We start from the raw sequence: 18,000 nt of genomic DNA, 5'->3' as shown, positions 1-18,000 counted from the left end.
ATCTTTCCTAAATTGCGGCGAGCCTTTTTAGTCTCTATTTTTCTTTGTTTTGATCCTCATCAGCTGATGGCTTCTTCTTTCTAGGCTTAATGTAAACTACCTTGAATTTATTAACATAGGCATTCTTCAAATCAAGAGGTGTAAATGAGAAATTATCGACTCTAATTGGTTGGCCAACTTTTAAGTCATACTGCCGTTCAAGGAAGAATCCAGTTAAGGTTGTTACTTCAGAGTTATCAAATTGCTCGATGTTTGTATCAAAGTAACGTTCAAAATCATCTAGTGGCATCTTACCAGAAACTTCGAAGGTTGGATTACCCTTGCTGTCAGGATCTTTCTTTTCAATCATGTCAGAGGTAGCGTGATCAATTTCTTCGCCAACGGTTCCGAACAATTCTTCATAAATATCCTTATCAGTAATGATCCCAGAAGTACCACCGTATTCGTCTTGGACAACAACAATTGGCACTTGTTTTTTCATCATTTCAGCAAGGACATTGGTGAGTTGTTCATTTTCGTAAACGATTGGAATTCGGCGCATGATTGTGCGAACTGATTGTTGCGGGTTGATTTGGTTTTGCCGCATAATATCATATGCAAAAATATAACCAAGAATGTGGTCTTTGTCATTATTAGCAACAACTGGGAAACGCGTGAATTTCTTTTCAAAATAAAGCTTGGCTGCATCTTCAATTGAAGCCGTAATATCAATAACCGCTAACTGTGTCCGATCAATCATAATATCCTCAGCAACTTTATCATTCATTTCAAAAGCCCGTTGCATGAAGATAACGTCTTCTTTATCCATTTCCCCAGCTTTTTCCGATTGTTGGGATAAGGTCATAATTTCATTTTGTGAATATGTGTCTTCTTCTGGCTGAACATTGTATCCTAACATTTTCGTAATTGCCGCAGCGACTACCGCAAATAACCAAACAAATGGATAAAAAACAGTATGGAAGAATTGTACCGGGTGAACAATTGATAATAGAATTGGTACCGGTCGATCAATCGCCATATTTTTCGGAACTAAATCAGTGAATACCGCGTGGAAGAATGTAAAAATTAAAACACCGATAACTGGTGCGATCGCTTGAAGAACATCGTGCGGAATGATATTAATCTTTAGCAACAGATCAGTGATAAATTCATCACCTAACCAACCTAAAACTAAAGAAGTCATCGTAACCCCGACTTGCGCTGTTGATAGGTACTCATTAAGATTTGTTACCATGTGTTCCGCGCGCTTGACTTTTCGCGTTTGCCGGAGCTCCTTTAACTCACTAGGCCGCACCTTAACAACTGAATATTCCAGCAGTGTAAATAAAGCAGCTAACAGCAAAATCAAAATAATGATAATTAATTTAAACCAATATGAATCCCATAAACCATTCATCGTTTAAAAATTTCACCTAAACTTTCTTAAAAAATTTATCGACTACTATTGTATCAGTAAAATGTAACGAAAGGGGAGTTTAATTATTTTTTTATTTTTTTATAAGTGAAAATGCTAAAATAAAGGAAAATAAGTAGGAGAAGACATATGACGACTAATGAAGAAGAGATCAAGAAGTCAGCACGCTTGCGTAAGATTATGCAAGTGATGCGAAAATATCATTTTGTTAGTAATTTTTACCATCAAACTAATCCACAAGCTATTTGTCAGGCCCTGCAAGAACTGGGACCGACTTTTATTAAACTTGGCCAAATATTATCAACCCGTCCAGACCTTGTCTCCCCAGCATATATTAAAGAACTTCGCCACTTGCAAGATCAAGTTAAAGCTGATAGCTTTGCGACCGTAGAGCAAACTTTTGAAGAAGAAACTGGGAAGAAAATTAATGACGAATTTGCTAGCTTTGCGGAAAAGCCGTTTGCTTCTGCGTCGATTGGGCAAGTTCACCATGCAACGCTTAAGGATGGGACACCAGTTGTTGTCAAAGTCCAACATCCAGAAGTCGGTAAGCTTGTTAATACTGACTTAGCTCTATTAAGGAAAGCAGTGGTCTTATTTAAGTATGTTCCCCAAGACATTGCAGTAGTTGATTTGGATAAAGTAATTGATGAACTCAGTACTTCATTATTAAGTGAGGTCAATACTCTTGAAGAAGCAAAAAACGGGGAAGAATTTTATACATTAAATAACGGTGACGGACCAATCTTAGTTCCTAAAGTATATATGAAGTATTGTGCTCCTAAGATTCTTGTTAATGAAGCGATGGAAGGAAAAAGCATTCGGTATCGGTTTGAGCAGCCAAATGATAATGATCAAGAGGCAACGACCGTTAATCATGAAATCGCTACTACGCTCGTTAATAACTTTTTAAAACAAGTTTTTGTTGACCATTACTTTCATGCAGACCCGCATCCAGGAAATATATTAATTCACGAATTACGTCCGGATGAGTCAGCAAAGCAATACGCAACGACCAAACACCATGAAAAGACCATTTATAATACAACCATTAGTTATGATCAACAGGAGGCATTACCGAATTACCGGATCATCTACCTTGATTTTGGAATGATGGGAAGGTTAAGTCCAGCGATGGCAAATAGTATTGCGAATATCGTGATTACTATCAACACAAAGGATACGCGAAAAATTGGAAAAGCAGTTTTAAATGTTTGTAATCGAACCGGGGAAGTTGATGGAAATGCATTTTATAAAGAACTTGGCGCCTTTATTCAACCCTATTTTTCAACTGGCCTTGGCAATATTGATTTCGTGAAAATGCTGTACCAAATTGTTCAACTATGTAAGAAAAACCACCTTCAAATGCGGGGAGAGGTAACAATGCTAATTAAGGCATTTGGGACTCTTGAAAGCTCGGTTGCTAAACTTGATCCTGAAATATCAATGCTTGAAGTTGCCCAATCGTTTGGCCGGCGTTATTTAAAACGAAACTTTAATTGGCGTTCTGCCCTTGATAATAACCTAGTCAATTTTTTCCTTACTAGCAAAGCAATGGGGAAGATGCCAGAAAGAATTAATGAATTGATCGATACATTTGTCAGTGGGGATGCAAAGGTTGATCTACAGTATAAAAATGAGCAACGAGTGCTAAAGCAGATAGAACGGTTAATGAACCGTTTCATGATTGCAATTATTTTAGCAGCAGTCATCTTAGGATCATCATTATTAGTCCAGGGAACACCAGCTGATTCACATATCTATCGTTTAGGAGTATCTGGCTATATTATTGCAATCATAATTATTATTCTTTTAGTTGTTACGGAGATTATCCATCGATGGCGAAATTGGCGAAGGAAACGATGATTAATGATATATTTAAACTTAGTTAATGAATTAATATGTGCGTTATGCTGGGGAATTACGATTAGGCTTATTTTGATTCGTCATTTAAATAGTGAAACCAAGGTGGCTAGATTCAATACGTTTGCGTTTGTTTTGATGTTGGTCAACTTGGTAGTAGTACTGCCTATTTTTGCTTTTTTGCTTAAAAATTTACCAATTCAATCAGTAAGTTGGCTAAGTGCATTAGTAGTAGCAACTATTGACGCTTTAAGTACGTTTAACTTAATTTTATTTTGTATTTTCAGTTGTTGTACCCGCCTGCAAAAATGTCCTGCTACGGTTCAGGACTTTCTGGTTTTGGGGGCAACTGTTAAACATGGCCAAGTTCCACCAGTGTTAGCTACTCGCCTTGATAAAGCCATCAATTGTTGGAAAACTCATCAATCTGCAAAAATTATTGTTTCTGGGGGAATAGTACAGAAAGCAAAAGAATCTGAAGCAGAAGTCATGGCCGCTTACTTAATTGCTCACGGAATCCCAGCAAGAAAAATAATTTGCGAGACCCGGGCACTTAATACATGGCAAAATTTGGCCTTTGCTAGTCAACTTATTAAGCCGCAAGAGACGGTTGTAGTAGTAACTAGTGATTTTCATGTTCTTCGTGCGAGAGCTTATGCAAGGAAGATGGGGTTAAACTGGTCATCCATTAGTAGCAAGACGCCTTGGCGATACTGTCCATTAACTTTTATTCGGGACTATCTCGGGATTATCCGTGACCATTGGTGGGTATTTTGCGGGAGCACGCTCCTTTTACTTTTAGTTGAATTTATTTTGAAATGAAATATGAGCGAGACAGAAGGGGAAAACAACCTTCTCTCGCTCATATTTACTTTATTTATTCTTATATACTGCAATTTCAATCAGATTATTATCTGGATCATAAACGTAAAGTGAGGTCATTTCGCCTTCTGCCCCCTGTTTGACAATTGGTCCAGCAATTATATCAATATAGTAGCTATTAAGATGGTGAACAATATCGTCAATACTATCTCCGGCAACTAAACATAAGTCAGCAGAACCAATTGTCGGATTAGCTGCCTTTAGTGTAGTTGGTCGGTCAATTTTTTGTAAACGGATTAACTGATGCCCACACCGCATTGTAATTAAGTCATCATTACTTTGTTCTTTAATTACCGGCATATCAAATACTTCGTGATAAAAGCGCATTGATTGCTCTAAATCAGTTACAGTTAAAACAACGTGATCAATTCGTCGCATTTTCATTGTCTAAGTCTCCTTTAAATTTTTAAATCAATATCATTATACAAGTTTCTAAATTGAAATAGCAAAAGTTGTATAATGAGATGATTGCAGATCTAAGGAGACTTTTTATGAATATAAAAACAATAATGAGCGTCGCGATTGGCGGCTTTCTCGGTGGAATTACCCGTTATGAACTTAGTGTCCTATTAGGCGGCGACGGGATTTTATATGCTAACCTTATTGGTTCATTTTTGCTAGCATTTATAACTTATTATTTTATTGAGCGGGGACTATTAGCAGCATGGCTAAATACCGGGATAGGAACTGGCTTTATTGGCGCTTTTACGACATTTTCAAGTTTAGCCACAACTATTGTTAAGCTTGAGAGCCAAGGTGTGCTTGCCAGCATCGGTTATTTTCTTGTGAGCTCTCTTGGCGGCTTGGCTTTGGCACTGCTCGGTTTTATGCTGGCACGAAAATACGGAGGTCCGCGGAAGAATGATTAATGTAGGTCTTGGAGCAGCAATTGGGGCTGTGATCCGTTATGTTATTACAAGCTGGTGGAAAAAGTTAAGAATTGATTGGCCCCTAGCAACTCTATTTATTAATATCACCGGTAGTTTTTTATTAGGCATTCTTACCAACAATTTTGCTAGTAATTCATCGATCATACTATTATTTGGGATTGGCTTATTAGGAGGTTATACTACTTTTTCGGCTTTCAATGTTGAGCTAATTTCAATGATGGATGAAAAGCGATGGGGAATGTTCGCTCTTTATTTCGGCTTAAGTTATCTTGGTGGAGTTATTGCCGCGATCTGTGGAATGATGATATGAAAGGAGTAAAAGATAGTGACAGAAACCATACTACCAACACAAATTGAAGTAAAAGGTGGAAGAGTCCACAACCTTAAGAACATTGATATCAATATCCCGCTACATAAATTTGTTGCGATTTCGGGATTATCTGGTTCTGGGAAAAGCTCATTAGCAATGGGAATTCTATATGAAGAGGGATCTCGCCGGTACTTAGAAGCACTTTCTACTTACACACGACGACGGATAAAGTTAGGTGCTCAAGCAGATGTTACAAGTGTTAAACATATTCCTTCAGCACTAGCATTGAAGCAACGTCCCGCAATTCCATCTGAACGAGCAACCGTTGGAACAATGAGTGAGATGCTGAATGTAATTAGGCTGATCTTTTCGCGGCTTGGCGAACCGGTCTGTCCAAATGGGCATCGTTTAAAACCAAGCCTTGAAATCGCAGAGGTAATGAGTAAGAGCGGCGATAAGATGGGACAATTAACCTGTCCTACTTGTGGCACAAAGTTTTATGCCTATGGAGCAGAAGACTTTGCATTCAATTCTGACGGAGCTTGCTTACGATGTCATGGAACAGGAAAAGTTCGTGAACTGGATGAAAGTAAACTTATTGGGGATGAAAATCTTAGTTTAGCTGCTGGGGCAGTTGCTTCATGGCATTTGCCTGGCCGAAACTTTATGCCGAGTGTGGCTGAACAGGCAGGTGTTCGGATCCATGTTCCATATAAAGATTTAACCCCTAAAGAAAAAGATTTTGTTTTAAATGGTCCCCAAAAGAAGTTTAAGATGGACTTCCGCTCTGGAACAGGCCGCGTTTTTCATGACTTTAATGCTTTATACGAGAATGCTCATGAAGCGGTATTAGCATCTGCGAAGAGTAGTAAAAGCGAGCGAGCCCAAAAACGAATTAGCGAATTTTTCCATTATTCAACGTGCCCAGTTTGCCATGGAACACGGTTAAAGCCAGAATTATTAAACCAATTAGCTGGTGGTTTAAATATTGCACAAGTTAGTGACCTTACGCTTGGGGAATTAAGCAAGTGGAAGCAAGATGTATTAGCTGTTCTTCCTTCAGATATGAAAAAGATGGCGACTTCATTATTTAAAGAGTTTGATGATAATTTACGGCCATTATTGGAATTAGGCCTTGATTATTTAACTTTATTGCGAAACGGGAATACGTTATCGACAGGTGAATTACAACGTATTCAGCTTGCAAGAACTCTTCGAACCCAAACGACTGGTGTCTTATATATTCTGGATGAACCTTCTATCGGCTTACATCCTGATAATATTACAGGTCTCTTAAATGTATTTAAGAAATTAGTGGCCCAAGGTAATTCATTAGTAGTTGTTGATCACAATGTTGATATTATCAAAGAAGCAGATTGGATTATTGAAATCGGCCCGGGTTCTGGAGAAAAAGGTGGAAAAATTCTTACGGAGGGAACACCATCGCAAATCGCTGATAATCCTCAGTCTAAGATTGGTCCTTATTTAAATGGGACAGCAGGATTAAAAAGTCGCCCCATAACAAACGAACCAGCTAGTCAAGAGATTGACTTTGAAGTAAAAGATTATTACAACCTTAAAGATGTCCAAGGAGAGATTCCAGTTAATCGACTGACTGCTATCACTGGTTTTTCGGGCGCTGGTAAAACAAGTTTGATCCTTGATAGTTTAGTTCCCGCTATCCATGCTCAAGCAAGTGGGACCAAATTACCCTCACAAGTTAGCAAATTATTAAGTCCGTTAAAGGAAGTAGTGAGTGTTGATGCAGCGCCAATCGGTAAAACTAACCGTTCAACCGTCGCAACTTATACCAGTATTATGGATAATCTGCGGAAGTTATTTGCAGCCCAGCCATTAGCCAAAGAGAAACACTATACACCTTCTTACTTTTCTTATAATAATAAGCAGGGAGCGTGTCCAACGTGTGGTGGCGCGGGGGTAGTAACCCTTGATATTCAATTCTTACCGGATATGCAACAGACTTGTCCAACATGTGGGGGAAGTCGATACAATGAAGAAGTTCAAAAAGTTAAGTGGCAGGGATATTCAATTGTTGATCTCTTAAAATTAGATGTTCGGGCAGCGATGAGTGTATTTAAGGAAGTTCCGAAAATCGCTCGTGAACTTCAATTATTAGATGAAGTGGGCTTAGGGTACCTGCACTTAGGCGAAAGTACGCCTAGCCTTTCTGGTGGTGAGGCGCAACGCTTAAAACTTGTTAAACACCTGAACCATAATCAAAGTGAAACGTTATTTGTATTTGATGAACCAACTATTGGCTTGCATCCCCTTGATGTTAAAACCCTTTTAGCAGTAATGCAGCAATTACTTGATCGGGGAGCGACAATTATTACTATTACTCATGACTTAAATTTGATTATTAACGCAGATTATATGCTTGATATGGGTCCGCGTGGTGGCAGTAACGGTGGAAAAATTGTGGCTCAGGGGAATCCGTTAGCCCTTATTCAAAAACCAGAAAGTTTAACCAGCAAGTATTTGGCAGAATATTGGTCAAGGTTTAATTAAAGATAAAGGCTCCAAACATTCGGATTTGCCGGACGTTTGGAGCCTTGTTTTTAATCAAGTTAATTATTTTGCGACTGCTTTTCCTTCATGGTTTTGCCAAATTTTGCGAACGAGTAAATAACAGCCAATTAGAATTAAAATCGCAATTGCAACACCGATCAGTCGTCTAATGTTACCCTTGAAAATAGCATCCCCACCAAAAGCATAGAGAAAGGAGGTCGGTGCCATTCCCACGGTCACCATCGCCAAGTAGTGTTTCCGACTCACATTTAAACGGGCACCAGCGTAGTTTACAAGTACACTGGGGATAACCGGAATCATAAAGCCGATGGTAAGTGCAATTAACGGATGCTTTTGCTGCAAGAGGTAATGAAGGATTTTGTTTTTCTTTACCCGTTTGGAGAGGTTGATTTTACGAATTATACTCATTACAGTAGAATTTCCTAAAATATTTCCAACCCAATTAATCAGAAAACCAACAACTGGTCCATAACATAATCCGGCAAAGATACAAACAACGGAATTAGACATTCCCGGAATCGCATTTAGGATACCGATTAAAGCTACAAGAAGAAAGATATCTGTAAACCCATGACTTCTAATCATATGGAGAAGCTTAGCCTTATTATGGGCATTAAAGTCTAGTAGTAGGTCAATTTCTGGCTTATATGTTCGATAAATGAAGTAGAGAACGATGACGGCGAGGATAATTGCGACACCGATCAGCCACGTTTTATTTAATTTACGCTCTTTCATAATTATTGTTCCTCCTTTGGTAGCGAAAACCCAGCTTTCTTAAAAAGGGAGGTAAGAGAATGTCGTAAAAGTGGATCATGAGCGTAAAGATAAGTTCCATATACACCACGCTTGAATAAAACGTTCAAAGAATTCATAATCATTCTTTTTTCTAAACTCTTAATTTCAGCTGGATCGGTTAGGTCTTCACGTTTTTTGAATGCCTCAACATCTGTATAACGATCTAAATTTACTTGAAGTTGGTTTGTTTGAGGCGTTTGGCTAATTGGCGGACCAATAATAATGCCGGTGTAATTTAAGTCAAACCCCTGGCAAGTGTAGATTGAGCCAACTTCATCAATGGTTTGAGGCAATTCTGCCCAGGGAGTAACTGTATAGTTATATTGATCCCACGGCATTTTAAATCTGCCTTCCTCAATATAGTGTTTACCACCATCGAGCGTTGACGGATATCCAGACGTTGAAAGGATGCGGGAAAGTCCTACTTCTTTATTACGTTGGACAATTGCTTTCCTCATTTCCTCGGCATCACTATAAATGCGAAAATCATAATGATCACGGGCGGATGCTGGTAAAGCGGTTAATTTATAGTTAGTAAATTCATTAAACCACTTAACTAATTCATCGCTCGCATTCATGCGAAACATGTGGGTCAAATGGTAATTTTTATGGGGATATTGGTTCGTAATTGCCTGAAGTCGTTCAGGGGTCCAGAGACTTTTCATCCGTAAGACTTGGTATTGATCAAAGACAATTATGACAACTTTAGCGCGTTTAATAATCTCGACAAGCTGATTATCATGGTAAAAATTATTATAATGATCGGGTTTGGATAATAAAAGATGAGCTTCATCGATAACAGCAACATCAATGGTTTGGTTTTGCTTATCCAATTGATTAATTAATGAGGTTGGCCGAGCAAAGTCTTTTTTATATAACTCTTTTATTGGCCCGGCAATCTCTTTATAGACTTTCAGAATTTCTGGATGGTTAACAAGAAAATAATTATTAGTATGATAAAGGACGGAATTTTGTTGTGTCCGCGCTTCTTTTTGAATGCGGACGAATAATTGTGATAAGATTACGCTTTTTCCGGTACCTGCATCCCCGTAGACTGTATATATCGCAGGATGATTTTGTGTTAGATGGTGTTTAGTAAATGAAATAATGTCATTGACGAGTTGTTCTTGCTTTGTCGTTAATTTTTTAAATGGTGAAATTTTGTTAGTTGCAGCGTTGTCTATATTTTTCATAACTATTTCCTTTTTAACGAATTACTCTATTTAATGGTATCGAAATGCATGAATTTCGTCAATTTGAACTTGAGAGTAATTTACTCAATGCTTTAGAAAGTGTTAGAATAATAAGAGCAATAAGTATTACTAATTATTAAATGTAAAATCAAGAAGGAGTGGAATAGATGAATCTGCATCCTGATTACCTCTTAAATGAAGTTAATGAACCAAGCGATATTAAGGACATGTCACTTGACGAATTAAAACAATTAGCAGCAGAAATGCGTCAACTTGTTCTTGAACGCGACGCAAAAATCGGTGGACACGTGGGCCCTAACCTTGGCGTAATGGAGCTAACGATTGCTTTTCACTATGTCTTTGATTCGCCCCACGATAAAGTTATTTGGGATGTTTCACACCAGAGTTATGCCCATAAAATGCTGACAGGCCGGAAATTAGGCTTTCTTGATCCCGATCATTATGAAGATATTACTGGATTTACATCACCAGAAGAAAGCGCTCATGACTTTTTTGAAATCGGCCATACTTCAACATCAATCGCACTTGCAGTGGGGATGGCTCAAGCGCGTGATTTAATGAAGCCGCAATCACATAATAACGTTATGGCAGTAATTGGGGATGGATCCTTAAGTGGCGGATTAGCTTTTGAAGGATTAAACAATGCTGCTAAGCTTAATTCTAACTTAATTATTCTCGTTAATGATAATCAAATGTCAATTGATGAGAACCAGGGTGGCTTATACAAAGGGCTAAAAGAACTCCGAGATACTAACGGTGAATCTCCCAATAATATTTTTAAGTTTATGGGTCTCGATTACAAGTACGTTGCAGACGGCAATGACTTGCAGACGATGATCGACACTTTTAAGGAAATCAAGGATATTGACCATCCAATCGTCCTTCATGTTAACACCTTAAAAGGGAAGGGTTATGAGCCTGCTGTTGAAGAAAAGATGAAGTATCATTGGCGCACTCCATTTGACCTAAAGACTGGTGAAGATAAGGTTAAGGCAAGTGGAGAATCGTATAGCGATGCTGTCCTTGCTGAATTAGATAAGCAAATTGCAGCGGATAAGCCAGTTGTTGCTATTAATGCTGGAATTCCTGGTGCGTTTGATCTTGGTAAATTTAAGGCTAAGCACCCGGATCGTTATTATGATGTTGGGATTGCTGAACAGGATTCAATTACGACTGCGGTTGCAATGGCGCAAGCAGGTGCACGCCCTGTTGTATTTCAAAATAGTACTTTCCTTCAACGAGCATATGATCAATTGATTCATGATATGGCATTAAATGATGCTCCGGTTGTAATGATTGTACGAGGCGGGTCAATTTCAGAAAGTTCTGCTACTCATCAAGGAACATTTGATATTTCAATGATTAGTGATTTGCCAAACATTGAATATTTAGCACCAACAAACGTCGAAGAAATGATTTCGATGTTACGGTGGGCAATTAATCAAACTGATGAACCAGTAGTAATTCGTCAACCAGAAAAGCCCCTTCTTCATGGAACACCAACACAAGATGACTACAGTACGATCAAGTACGATATTGCTCATCGCGGAAGTGAAGTTGCAATCATGGCAGTTGGTGATTTCTGGGAACTTGGTGAAAAGGTAAGAAAGGAACTTCAAGACAAGCTTAACATTGATGCTACATTGATCAATCCAAAGTCTGTAACTGGAATCGACTCAGATGTCCTTCACCACCTAGCAGAAAATCATGATGTAGTTGTTACACTAGAGGATGGGGTCCTTAGTGGAGGTTTCGGGGAAACAATTGCTCGTTACTATGGACCAAAGGGAATGAAGGTTTTGAACTTTGGGGCACCACGTGAATTTGCGGATAATGTTCCTACCGAAGTACTATATGAATGGTATCACTTAACCCCTAAACAAATTGTGGATGATATTGAGCAGGTTATCCATTCACTATAAGTTAACAAAGCTGTCATCGCAGGTAAGGATTACTTGTAGGTGATAGCTTTTTTTGATTTAAAAAATGCGAATTGCTTCTTTTTACGTATATATATTAAAGAGTATATAAAAGAGGAGCGAGATAATATGATTCATTTAAACCACCTTCGTGTATTGCGAAACACTTGCTTAGTAGGCTTAACGACAGCGTCAACGATCCTTTCGCTGTCGTTAAATACTCCACCAGTTCTAGCTGTACCTCTAGAACCAATTACGCATCCCGTGTCTAATACAAATAGTCAGAAAGAACGTGTCCAAATCAAACGTGTAATTTATTTTCATCTCTTAAATGAAGTTAAAAAAGTGGAACAAGTGTCTTATGCTCACCGTGAAGTACCGAATGATCCAACCAAAAAGGCAATTTGGATTATTGAACCTTTTGAAGAAGTTAATATCCCTGAGCAAGCTGGTTTTAAACCATCAATGGATAAGATTCCAACTGTTACAGAAATAGAGGATCTATCGCAATTAAAAAATACGATAAATGTTTATTATCAGTCTTTCAATAAAGACGAAGAACCAAAAAAAGACAGCGAAGAAAATACTGTAGCAGAAAAGAAAGAGGAGGGGCAAGCAACAGAGAATAAAAAAGAGGAAAAGAAAGATTCGCAGGATAATTACCCCGTGGAAGAAGATCTGGGGGATGATAATCAGGTCACGGAAAATTACGGGGAGGTAAATAATACAAGAAAGCAGCAAAATTTGCATCAACGGGTAACAGGGATTAATAATCGACTAAATCGTTCACATCGGGACTCACGTAAAAACGATAACTCTGACCAGCAAATACTTCCACAGACAGGAAATGAGACCGATAATTTAACGACTTTTCTTGGCTTGGGAATAACGGTAATGGTCGCGGGGATGAGTCTTTTTTCGTTAAAGAAAGCGCACAAAAGGAAATAAAACAAAAAAACTTGATAAAAGGACTTGCATTTTTAATTTTCTAATAGTATTCTAATGTTATTGAAAAACGAAATGGAGGAAACTAAAATGCAAATTTACAATAAATCGATTATTCATCACCTAACCTCCACCTCAACCACAACAACAATTACCGTGGTTGAGTAGTTTTAATATCTCTTAAATCTGTTAGCAATAGCTATTCAAGATGTCTCAACCACTTATCAAAATTTGACAAGGGTTGGCTAGGGACATTTTGGGTAGCTTTTTTATTTAAAGTGAGGTTAGAATGATGGATAATCAGAAAAATGAAGTTAAATTAAATCGGACAATGACTCCCGGACAAATGGAAATGATTGCAATTGGTGGGACAATTGGTAGTGGTCTTTTCATGGGAGCCACATCAACTATTAAATGGACTGGTCCTTCTGTCCTATTAGCATATGCCTTTGTAGGTTTAGTCCTGTATGGTGTTATGCGTGCGTTAGGGGAAATGATCTATATCAGTCCAGGAACTGGTTCCTTTGCGGACTATGGATCTAAATATATTCATCCCTTAGCTGGATACCTGACAAAGTGGAGTAACGTCTTTCAGTTTATCATTGTTGGTATCTCAGATATTATTGCCATGAGTCAATACCTTAATTATTGGTGGCCTAACTTACCAGACTGGATTTCTGGATTAGTAATGATCATTATCTTAACTCTTGCGAACCTTGCATCTGCTAAGGCATACGGCCGGTTGGAATTTTGGTTTGCGATGATTAAAGTTGTTACAATTATTGTTATGATCATTCTTGGATTGTTAGTAATTGTCCTTGGGTTGGGGAACAATTGGCATCCGGTTGGAATTTCCAATTTATGGTCACATGGTGGATTCTTTACTGGTGGATTCATGGGATTCATGTTCTCACTATCTGTGATTGCTGGATCCTATCAAGGAATTGAATTACTTGGTATTACCGCTGGTGAAGCCGCTTCACCACGCCATGCGATTGTTAAGTCAGTTAAATCTGTTATTTGGCGGATTTTAATTTTCTATATTGGGGCAATTTTCGTTATTGTTTCCATTTATCCATGGGACGAATTAAAAGCAGTTGGATCACCATTCGTTGAGACATTTACTAAAGTTGGTATTACTGGAGCAGCTGGAATCATTAACTTTGTTGTTTTGACTGCTGCATTGTCCGGTGCCAACTCAGGAATCTACAGTGCTAGTCGGATGCTTTTCAAGCTTTCAGTTGACGGTGAGGTTCCTAAGGTCTTTAGTAAATTGTCAAAGCGGGTTGTACCAAACGTTGCAATCTTAACAATTTCATTTTGGATTTTCCTTGGCTTTATTGTTAACATGCTTCTATCAATGTTTAATGCAGCCTCTGCTAATATCTTCGTGATTGTATATAGTTCAAGTGTCCTTCCCGGAATGGTACCATGGTTTATTATTTTGATTTCAGAATTAAACTTCCGGCGTAATAATCCGGCTGAGTTAAAGGACCACCCATTCAAGATGCCACTTTATCCAGCATATAACTACTTTAGTTTGATTGCGCTAAGTGTTATCTTACTGTTTATGTTCTTTAACCCAGATACACGGATTTCGGTCAGTGTTGGGGCAGTCTTCTTAGTTATCATGAGCATTATCTACAAGTTAAGAACTCAGCGCCAAGATAAATTAGCATAAAGAATAAATACTCTCGAAACAGATTGTTTTGGGAGTATTTTCTTTTATCGCTTAAAATGATAAAATACTTTTACGAACATACGTTTAAGAGGAAAGGTATTTTAAAAACATGCGATTTCGATTCAATAAAAAGACCCAGTATTTACTTTTAGCTTTAGTAGCGATTCTCGGCATTGGTAGTTTTTCCCAGCCATCTGACAAGGGAAGTACCTTACCACAGGGAATCCAACGGGTAGCGTCTTGGCGTCATTCCAGCAACAATAATCGATCATCTTCTTTTACGCCGCCAACCCAAGAGCAGGCCACGAGTGTTCTTTCTAATGGCGTCCGTCAGCAGTTAGGAACATCTGACATAAAATGGAATGGTTACGGAGCGTTTATTTTAAATAACAATCAGACGGCGCTGAACGCAAATATTAATAACGCGCCATACGCAGTTAATCGACGTGATTCGCGTGGACGAGCATGGCAGGGAGACGCCTGGCTCAATCGAACAACACGCCAGTATCGTAATCGGAATGAAACTGGAAATGGAGCCACTAATTGGAAGCCAGCTGGATTTTTACAAGCCCACAACTTAAAAGGTGGTATCTCCCATGCTTATGATCGCGGACACTTACTAGGATATGCATTAGTAGGGGGTATCCGTGGCTTTAATGCTTCGGAGTCAAATCCTGCTAATATTGCAACTCAAACTGCTTGGGCCAACGAAGCTCGAAGCAGTACATCAACTGGGCAAAACTACTATGAAGGCTTAGTGCGAAAAGCTCTGGATCAAAATAAACAAGTTCGTTATCGAGTAACTGATGTCTATGACGGTAATAATTTAGTGCCTTCTGGTGCCCATATTGAGGCCAAATCAAAGGATGGCAGTTTGCAATACAATGTCTTCGTGCCCAATGTGCAAAACAATATTAGTATAAATTATGCAACAGGGGCAGTAACACAAGTGAACACGAATTAAAAAACTATGTAATTAGAATAATCACTCAATACTTCATTTAATTAGAGTATTGGGGTTTTTTTATTATCTGCATATAAAACTAGCGTAGAAACAAAATATTTCGATGGTCACTTGCAAAATTGGTTTAAATAAACGAAAATAAAAAGAGTTAATATTGTTTAGAAAAGGACTACGCCAATGACAGATTCAGATCTAAAAAAGATTCATATTGTTTTTAATGGTCAGGATACTCCACCATTAAAGATTAGCCAGCTTTTTGATGCTAATAAGTTCAATCGTTTAACAGCAGTTACTGGTAACGTGACTGCCGACTTTATTAATCAGTATCTAAGTCGATTCATTAAAGTCGAAGTTGCACTGAGCAGCCCTGAAAATTATGAAGCTAAAACTGGTGATGAAGTGATCACTAAGGTTGCTTTGACCAATGCATTGCTATCTGCTGCTAATAAAAAGCCTGCTAAAGTCTTTGAAGCATTAACTAGTGACAATCAAGCAAATGTGTTGAACAATCTTTTTCAAGTTGCAATTGCACCAACCCAGGCTATCCATTCACGTTTTTACCTCCTAAGTAATTCCGAGACCCATGATACTCGTGTAATTTTGGGAAGTCTTAACTTGGACAGTGCTTCATTTGATAAAGAGCGTAACCAATATGAAGAAATATTAGTCTTTGATGATGACATTCGGCTATTTCAAAATCTTGATAACCATTATAAGAATGACATCAAGCCAGTTTTACGACCATTTTTTACTGAAAATCTTTTAAATGCAGCGCAAAATCAAATTGATGAGAGCTTGAAAGATACTAAAGGAACTAAGAATGCGGTTGTAATTCTTGATAATGAAGTTACCGATCAAATCGCAGCGGCAGATATGACCGATTTGATTAGTCATGACGTTCAAAAACAAATTGATGAAAATAAAATTCCCGCAATGATTACTAAGTCGATGCGAGATATTACGACTAACCGTTCTCAAGATAAAGAAGAAGCAGAACGACAAATTCAACAACACGATACAATTTACACTTTGCAAAAAACAGCTGTATCGCCACGAGCAGCTAAACCAAAATTGAAATCGCGCGAAAAGATTTTTAAACAAGTTCAGGATGCCTTGATTAGTGGCATGACACCACAACAACGGTCAGCAGAGAAGAAGTATACAACGTTCTTATATGATCGTCCGATGGAAAGAAATCTGGTTAACAATAATAGTGGCCTGTACGTACCGAATGATACTGGCACGCACCCAATTCAATTTGGAAAGATTGCGACTATTAGTCAAATTCGTGATGGCTTAAAGAGTATTGATGCGGTATTAAAAGGGTATCAGCAATACGTTGTTGACTACAATGATGATTATGGCAAGCGATTCTATGAAGCTATTTTATATAGTTTTACGGCACCATTTTTATGGGAAATTCGTGCGAAAGCTAGTTTGAATCCTGAAGATGGTAATGATATTCCTAACTTCTTGATTCTAGGAGCAACTGCTGGTTCTGGAAAGTCAACTTTATTACGGATTATTAATCAATTGACATGGAATACTGATCGGTCATTAATTGATTTTGGGACTATTTATCCTACAGATACACCGCAGAAAAAAGCAAAAACTGTTGATGCAATCGAGCACTACATGAAGCTTGGAAGTTCATACCCCGTTTTAATGGATGAGATTGAACCATACTTCTTCCAACAGGATCAATATAGTCGGCACTTAGTTGTTGATACGATGAATGAATTGGTTAACAATCCACATGCAATTGCACCATTAATCGGAACAACTAACTATGATTCAGGCTTTACTATGCTGCGTGAAACTGCACGGCGAACTTATTATCTCCAAATTGATAAGGTTATCGATGACCAGCAAAAAGGTGAGGCCAATAAATATATCTATAACGTACGACAAACCTTAAATAATACGCTGTTTAAGGACTTTGTAATGCGGATGGCAAGCTTACTAGAGGACGATGAAACGCCATGGCGCGCATTCGATGAAAAGACTGGTAAACTTGACTTCTTAGCAAATACCCGTAAGATTTTCCGCGATTACTATCAAATGGCGGATATGGAAGTACCTCCTTACTTTGCAGATGAAATTTGTGATGACTTTAAGGAAAGTTCGCGTAACCGGTGGGCTAAACTTTACCTAACACAGGAAGAAGACTTTAAATACCGGCAACAAGATCATAGCTTGTTATTTGATATCTCGAAGCTTAATACTTTCAATGGTTTTACTGCCGATAGTATTGAAAAGTACCGGAATGCACTGCCAATTGAACTCTGTGTGGATGGTATCAATGGCAAGCGTGGAAAATTTGTGGAAATTAAAGCTGATGAATTCTTTAAATGGATTGGTGAACGCAACCCATATGCTGAAGATAGTGCGGAAAACGAAGCAAATGAGGAAACGTTAACTACGAATACAGCTGAAAAAGTTACAGAATCGCCTGTTAAAGAACAAAAGAAGGGATTCTGGGCACGATTATTTGGCTAATCGAGTAGGAGATAATTGATTAGTAGATCGGAAGAGCGTCGTGTAGGGAAAGAGTGTAGATCTCGGTGGTCGCC

General features: G+C 38.3%; 14 protein-coding genes. 10 read left to right on the top strand and 4 right to left on the bottom strand.

Going from position 1 to position 18,000, the window contains the following annotated elements:
- Window positions 1-34: 34 nt before the first annotated feature.
- The gene (locus AACL61_RS00230; protein ID WP_102816022.1) at window positions 35-1,396 is read right to left on the bottom strand and encodes a hemolysin family protein; all 1,362 of its coding nucleotides are present in this window, start codon (window positions 1,394-1,396) and stop codon (window positions 35-37) included.
- 147 nt (window positions 1,397-1,543) lie between these two features.
- Here AACL61_RS00230 and AACL61_RS00225 point away from each other — a divergent pair, with 147 nt between their 5' ends.
- Both AACL61_RS00225 and AACL61_RS00220 read left to right on the top strand, forming a co-directional pair.
- Window positions 1,544-3,280 carry an ABC1 kinase family protein gene (locus AACL61_RS00225; protein WP_339110801.1) on the top strand — a complete coding sequence of 579 codons (1,737 nt, stop codon included), beginning with the start codon at window positions 1,544-1,546 and terminating at the stop codon, window positions 3,278-3,280.
- Window positions 3,281-3,283: 3 nt separating this feature from the next.
- Complete coding sequence (locus AACL61_RS00220) at window positions 3,284-4,099, top strand: YdcF family protein (protein ID WP_339110800.1); 816 nt, start codon at window positions 3,284-3,286, stop codon at window positions 4,097-4,099.
- Between the two features lie 51 nt (window positions 4,100-4,150).
- Here AACL61_RS00220 and AACL61_RS00215 read toward each other — a convergent pair whose 3' ends face one another.
- Complete coding sequence (locus AACL61_RS00215) at window positions 4,151-4,543, bottom strand: VOC family protein (RefSeq protein WP_003663799.1); 393 nt, start codon at window positions 4,541-4,543, stop codon at window positions 4,151-4,153.
- Window positions 4,544-4,650: 107 nt separating this feature from the next.
- Here AACL61_RS00215 and AACL61_RS00210 point away from each other — a divergent pair, with 107 nt between their 5' ends.
- The 3 genes from AACL61_RS00210 to AACL61_RS00200 are packed head-to-tail and all read left to right on the top strand — an operon-like array spanning window position 4,651 to window position 7,888.
- Window positions 4,651-5,028 (top strand): fluoride efflux transporter FluC, encoded by a 378-nt coding sequence (locus tag AACL61_RS00210; RefSeq protein ID WP_102816019.1) that lies wholly within the window; start codon window positions 4,651-4,653, stop codon window positions 5,026-5,028.
- The gene (locus AACL61_RS00205) at window positions 5,021-5,359 is read left to right on the top strand and encodes a fluoride efflux transporter FluC (RefSeq protein ID WP_102816018.1); all 339 of its coding nucleotides are present in this window, start codon (window positions 5,021-5,023) and stop codon (window positions 5,357-5,359) included. Before AACL61_RS00210 ends, AACL61_RS00205 begins: the two co-directional genes overlap by 8 nt.
- A 15-nt stretch (window positions 5,360-5,374) precedes the next feature.
- Window positions 5,375-7,888 (top strand): excinuclease ABC subunit UvrA, encoded by a 2,514-nt coding sequence (locus AACL61_RS00200; RefSeq protein WP_339110799.1) that lies wholly within the window; start codon window positions 5,375-5,377, stop codon window positions 7,886-7,888.
- A gap of 63 nt (window positions 7,889-7,951) precedes the next feature.
- Here the strand turns inward: AACL61_RS00200 and AACL61_RS00195 are convergent, their stop codons facing one another.
- Window positions 7,952-8,644, bottom strand: coding sequence for a TVP38/TMEM64 family protein (locus AACL61_RS00195; protein WP_102816016.1), 693 nt, complete (start codon window positions 8,642-8,644; stop codon window positions 7,952-7,954).
- Between the two features lie 2 nt (window positions 8,645-8,646).
- Window positions 8,647-9,897 (bottom strand): DUF2075 domain-containing protein, encoded by a 1,251-nt coding sequence (locus AACL61_RS00190; protein ID WP_339110798.1) that lies wholly within the window; start codon window positions 9,895-9,897, stop codon window positions 8,647-8,649.
- 167 nt (window positions 9,898-10,064) lie between these two features.
- Between AACL61_RS00190 and AACL61_RS00185 the strand changes: the two genes are divergently transcribed.
- The 5 genes from AACL61_RS00185 (at window position 10,065) to AACL61_RS00165 (ending at window position 17,926) form a co-directional block, all read left to right on the top strand.
- Window positions 10,065-11,840, top strand: coding sequence for a 1-deoxy-D-xylulose-5-phosphate synthase (locus tag AACL61_RS00185; RefSeq protein ID WP_339110797.1), 1,776 nt, complete (start codon window positions 10,065-10,067; stop codon window positions 11,838-11,840).
- Window positions 11,841-11,879: 39 nt separating this feature from the next.
- Complete coding sequence (locus AACL61_RS00180; protein WP_216578185.1) at window positions 11,880-12,785, top strand: LPXTG cell wall anchor domain-containing protein; 906 nt, start codon at window positions 11,880-11,882, stop codon at window positions 12,783-12,785.
- A 286-nt stretch (window positions 12,786-13,071) separates the two neighbouring features.
- A complete protein-coding gene (locus tag AACL61_RS00175) occupies window positions 13,072-14,463 on the top strand; it encodes an amino acid permease (protein ID WP_029507408.1) in 1,392 nt (463 codons plus the stop codon).
- 109 nt (window positions 14,464-14,572) lie between these two features.
- Window positions 14,573-15,427: a DNA/RNA non-specific endonuclease gene (locus AACL61_RS00170; protein ID WP_102816012.1), complete on the top strand. Its 855-nt coding sequence runs from the start codon at window positions 14,573-14,575 to the stop codon at window positions 15,425-15,427.
- 177 nt (window positions 15,428-15,604) lie between these two features.
- Window positions 15,605-17,926 carry an ATP-binding protein gene (locus AACL61_RS00165; protein WP_102816011.1) on the top strand — a complete coding sequence of 774 codons (2,322 nt, stop codon included), beginning with the start codon at window positions 15,605-15,607 and terminating at the stop codon, window positions 17,924-17,926.
- The last annotated feature ends 74 nt before the right edge of the window (window positions 17,927-18,000 follow it).

The organism is Limosilactobacillus reuteri subsp. porcinus, assembly GCF_036621895.1.
Taxonomy (GTDB): Bacteria; Bacillota; Bacilli; order Lactobacillales; family Lactobacillaceae; genus Limosilactobacillus; species Limosilactobacillus reuteri_J.
Note: the sequence above shows the minus strand (reverse complement) of the source record. Positions and strands in the feature narration are given on the sequence as shown.

Coding starts and splice junctions, on each gene's coding strand:
- AACL61_RS00230 (WP_102816022.1), bottom strand. CDS start 1,396: ATGAATGGTTTATGGGATTCATATTGGTTTAAATTAATTATCATTATT.
- AACL61_RS00225 (WP_339110801.1), top strand. CDS start 1,544: ATGACGACTAATGAAGAAGAGATCAAGAAGTCAGCACGCTTGCGTAAG.
- AACL61_RS00220 (WP_339110800.1), top strand. CDS start 3,284: ATGATATATTTAAACTTAGTTAATGAATTAATATGTGCGTTATGCTGG.
- AACL61_RS00215 (WP_003663799.1), bottom strand. CDS start 4,543: ATGAAAATGCGACGAATTGATCACGTTGTTTTAACTGTAACTGATTTA.
- AACL61_RS00210 (WP_102816019.1), top strand. CDS start 4,651: ATGAATATAAAAACAATAATGAGCGTCGCGATTGGCGGCTTTCTCGGT.
- AACL61_RS00205 (WP_102816018.1), top strand. CDS start 5,021: ATGATTAATGTAGGTCTTGGAGCAGCAATTGGGGCTGTGATCCGTTAT.
- AACL61_RS00195 (WP_102816016.1), bottom strand. CDS start 8,644: ATGAAAGAGCGTAAATTAAATAAAACGTGGCTGATCGGTGTCGCAATT.
- AACL61_RS00190 (WP_339110798.1), bottom strand. CDS start 9,897: ATGAAAAATATAGACAACGCTGCAACTAACAAAATTTCACCATTTAAA.
- AACL61_RS00185 (WP_339110797.1), top strand. CDS start 10,065: ATGAATCTGCATCCTGATTACCTCTTAAATGAAGTTAATGAACCAAGC.
- AACL61_RS00175 (WP_029507408.1), top strand. CDS start 13,072: ATGATGGATAATCAGAAAAATGAAGTTAAATTAAATCGGACAATGACT.
- AACL61_RS00170 (WP_102816012.1), top strand. CDS start 14,573: ATGCGATTTCGATTCAATAAAAAGACCCAGTATTTACTTTTAGCTTTA.
- AACL61_RS00165 (WP_102816011.1), top strand. CDS start 15,605: ATGACAGATTCAGATCTAAAAAAGATTCATATTGTTTTTAATGGTCAG.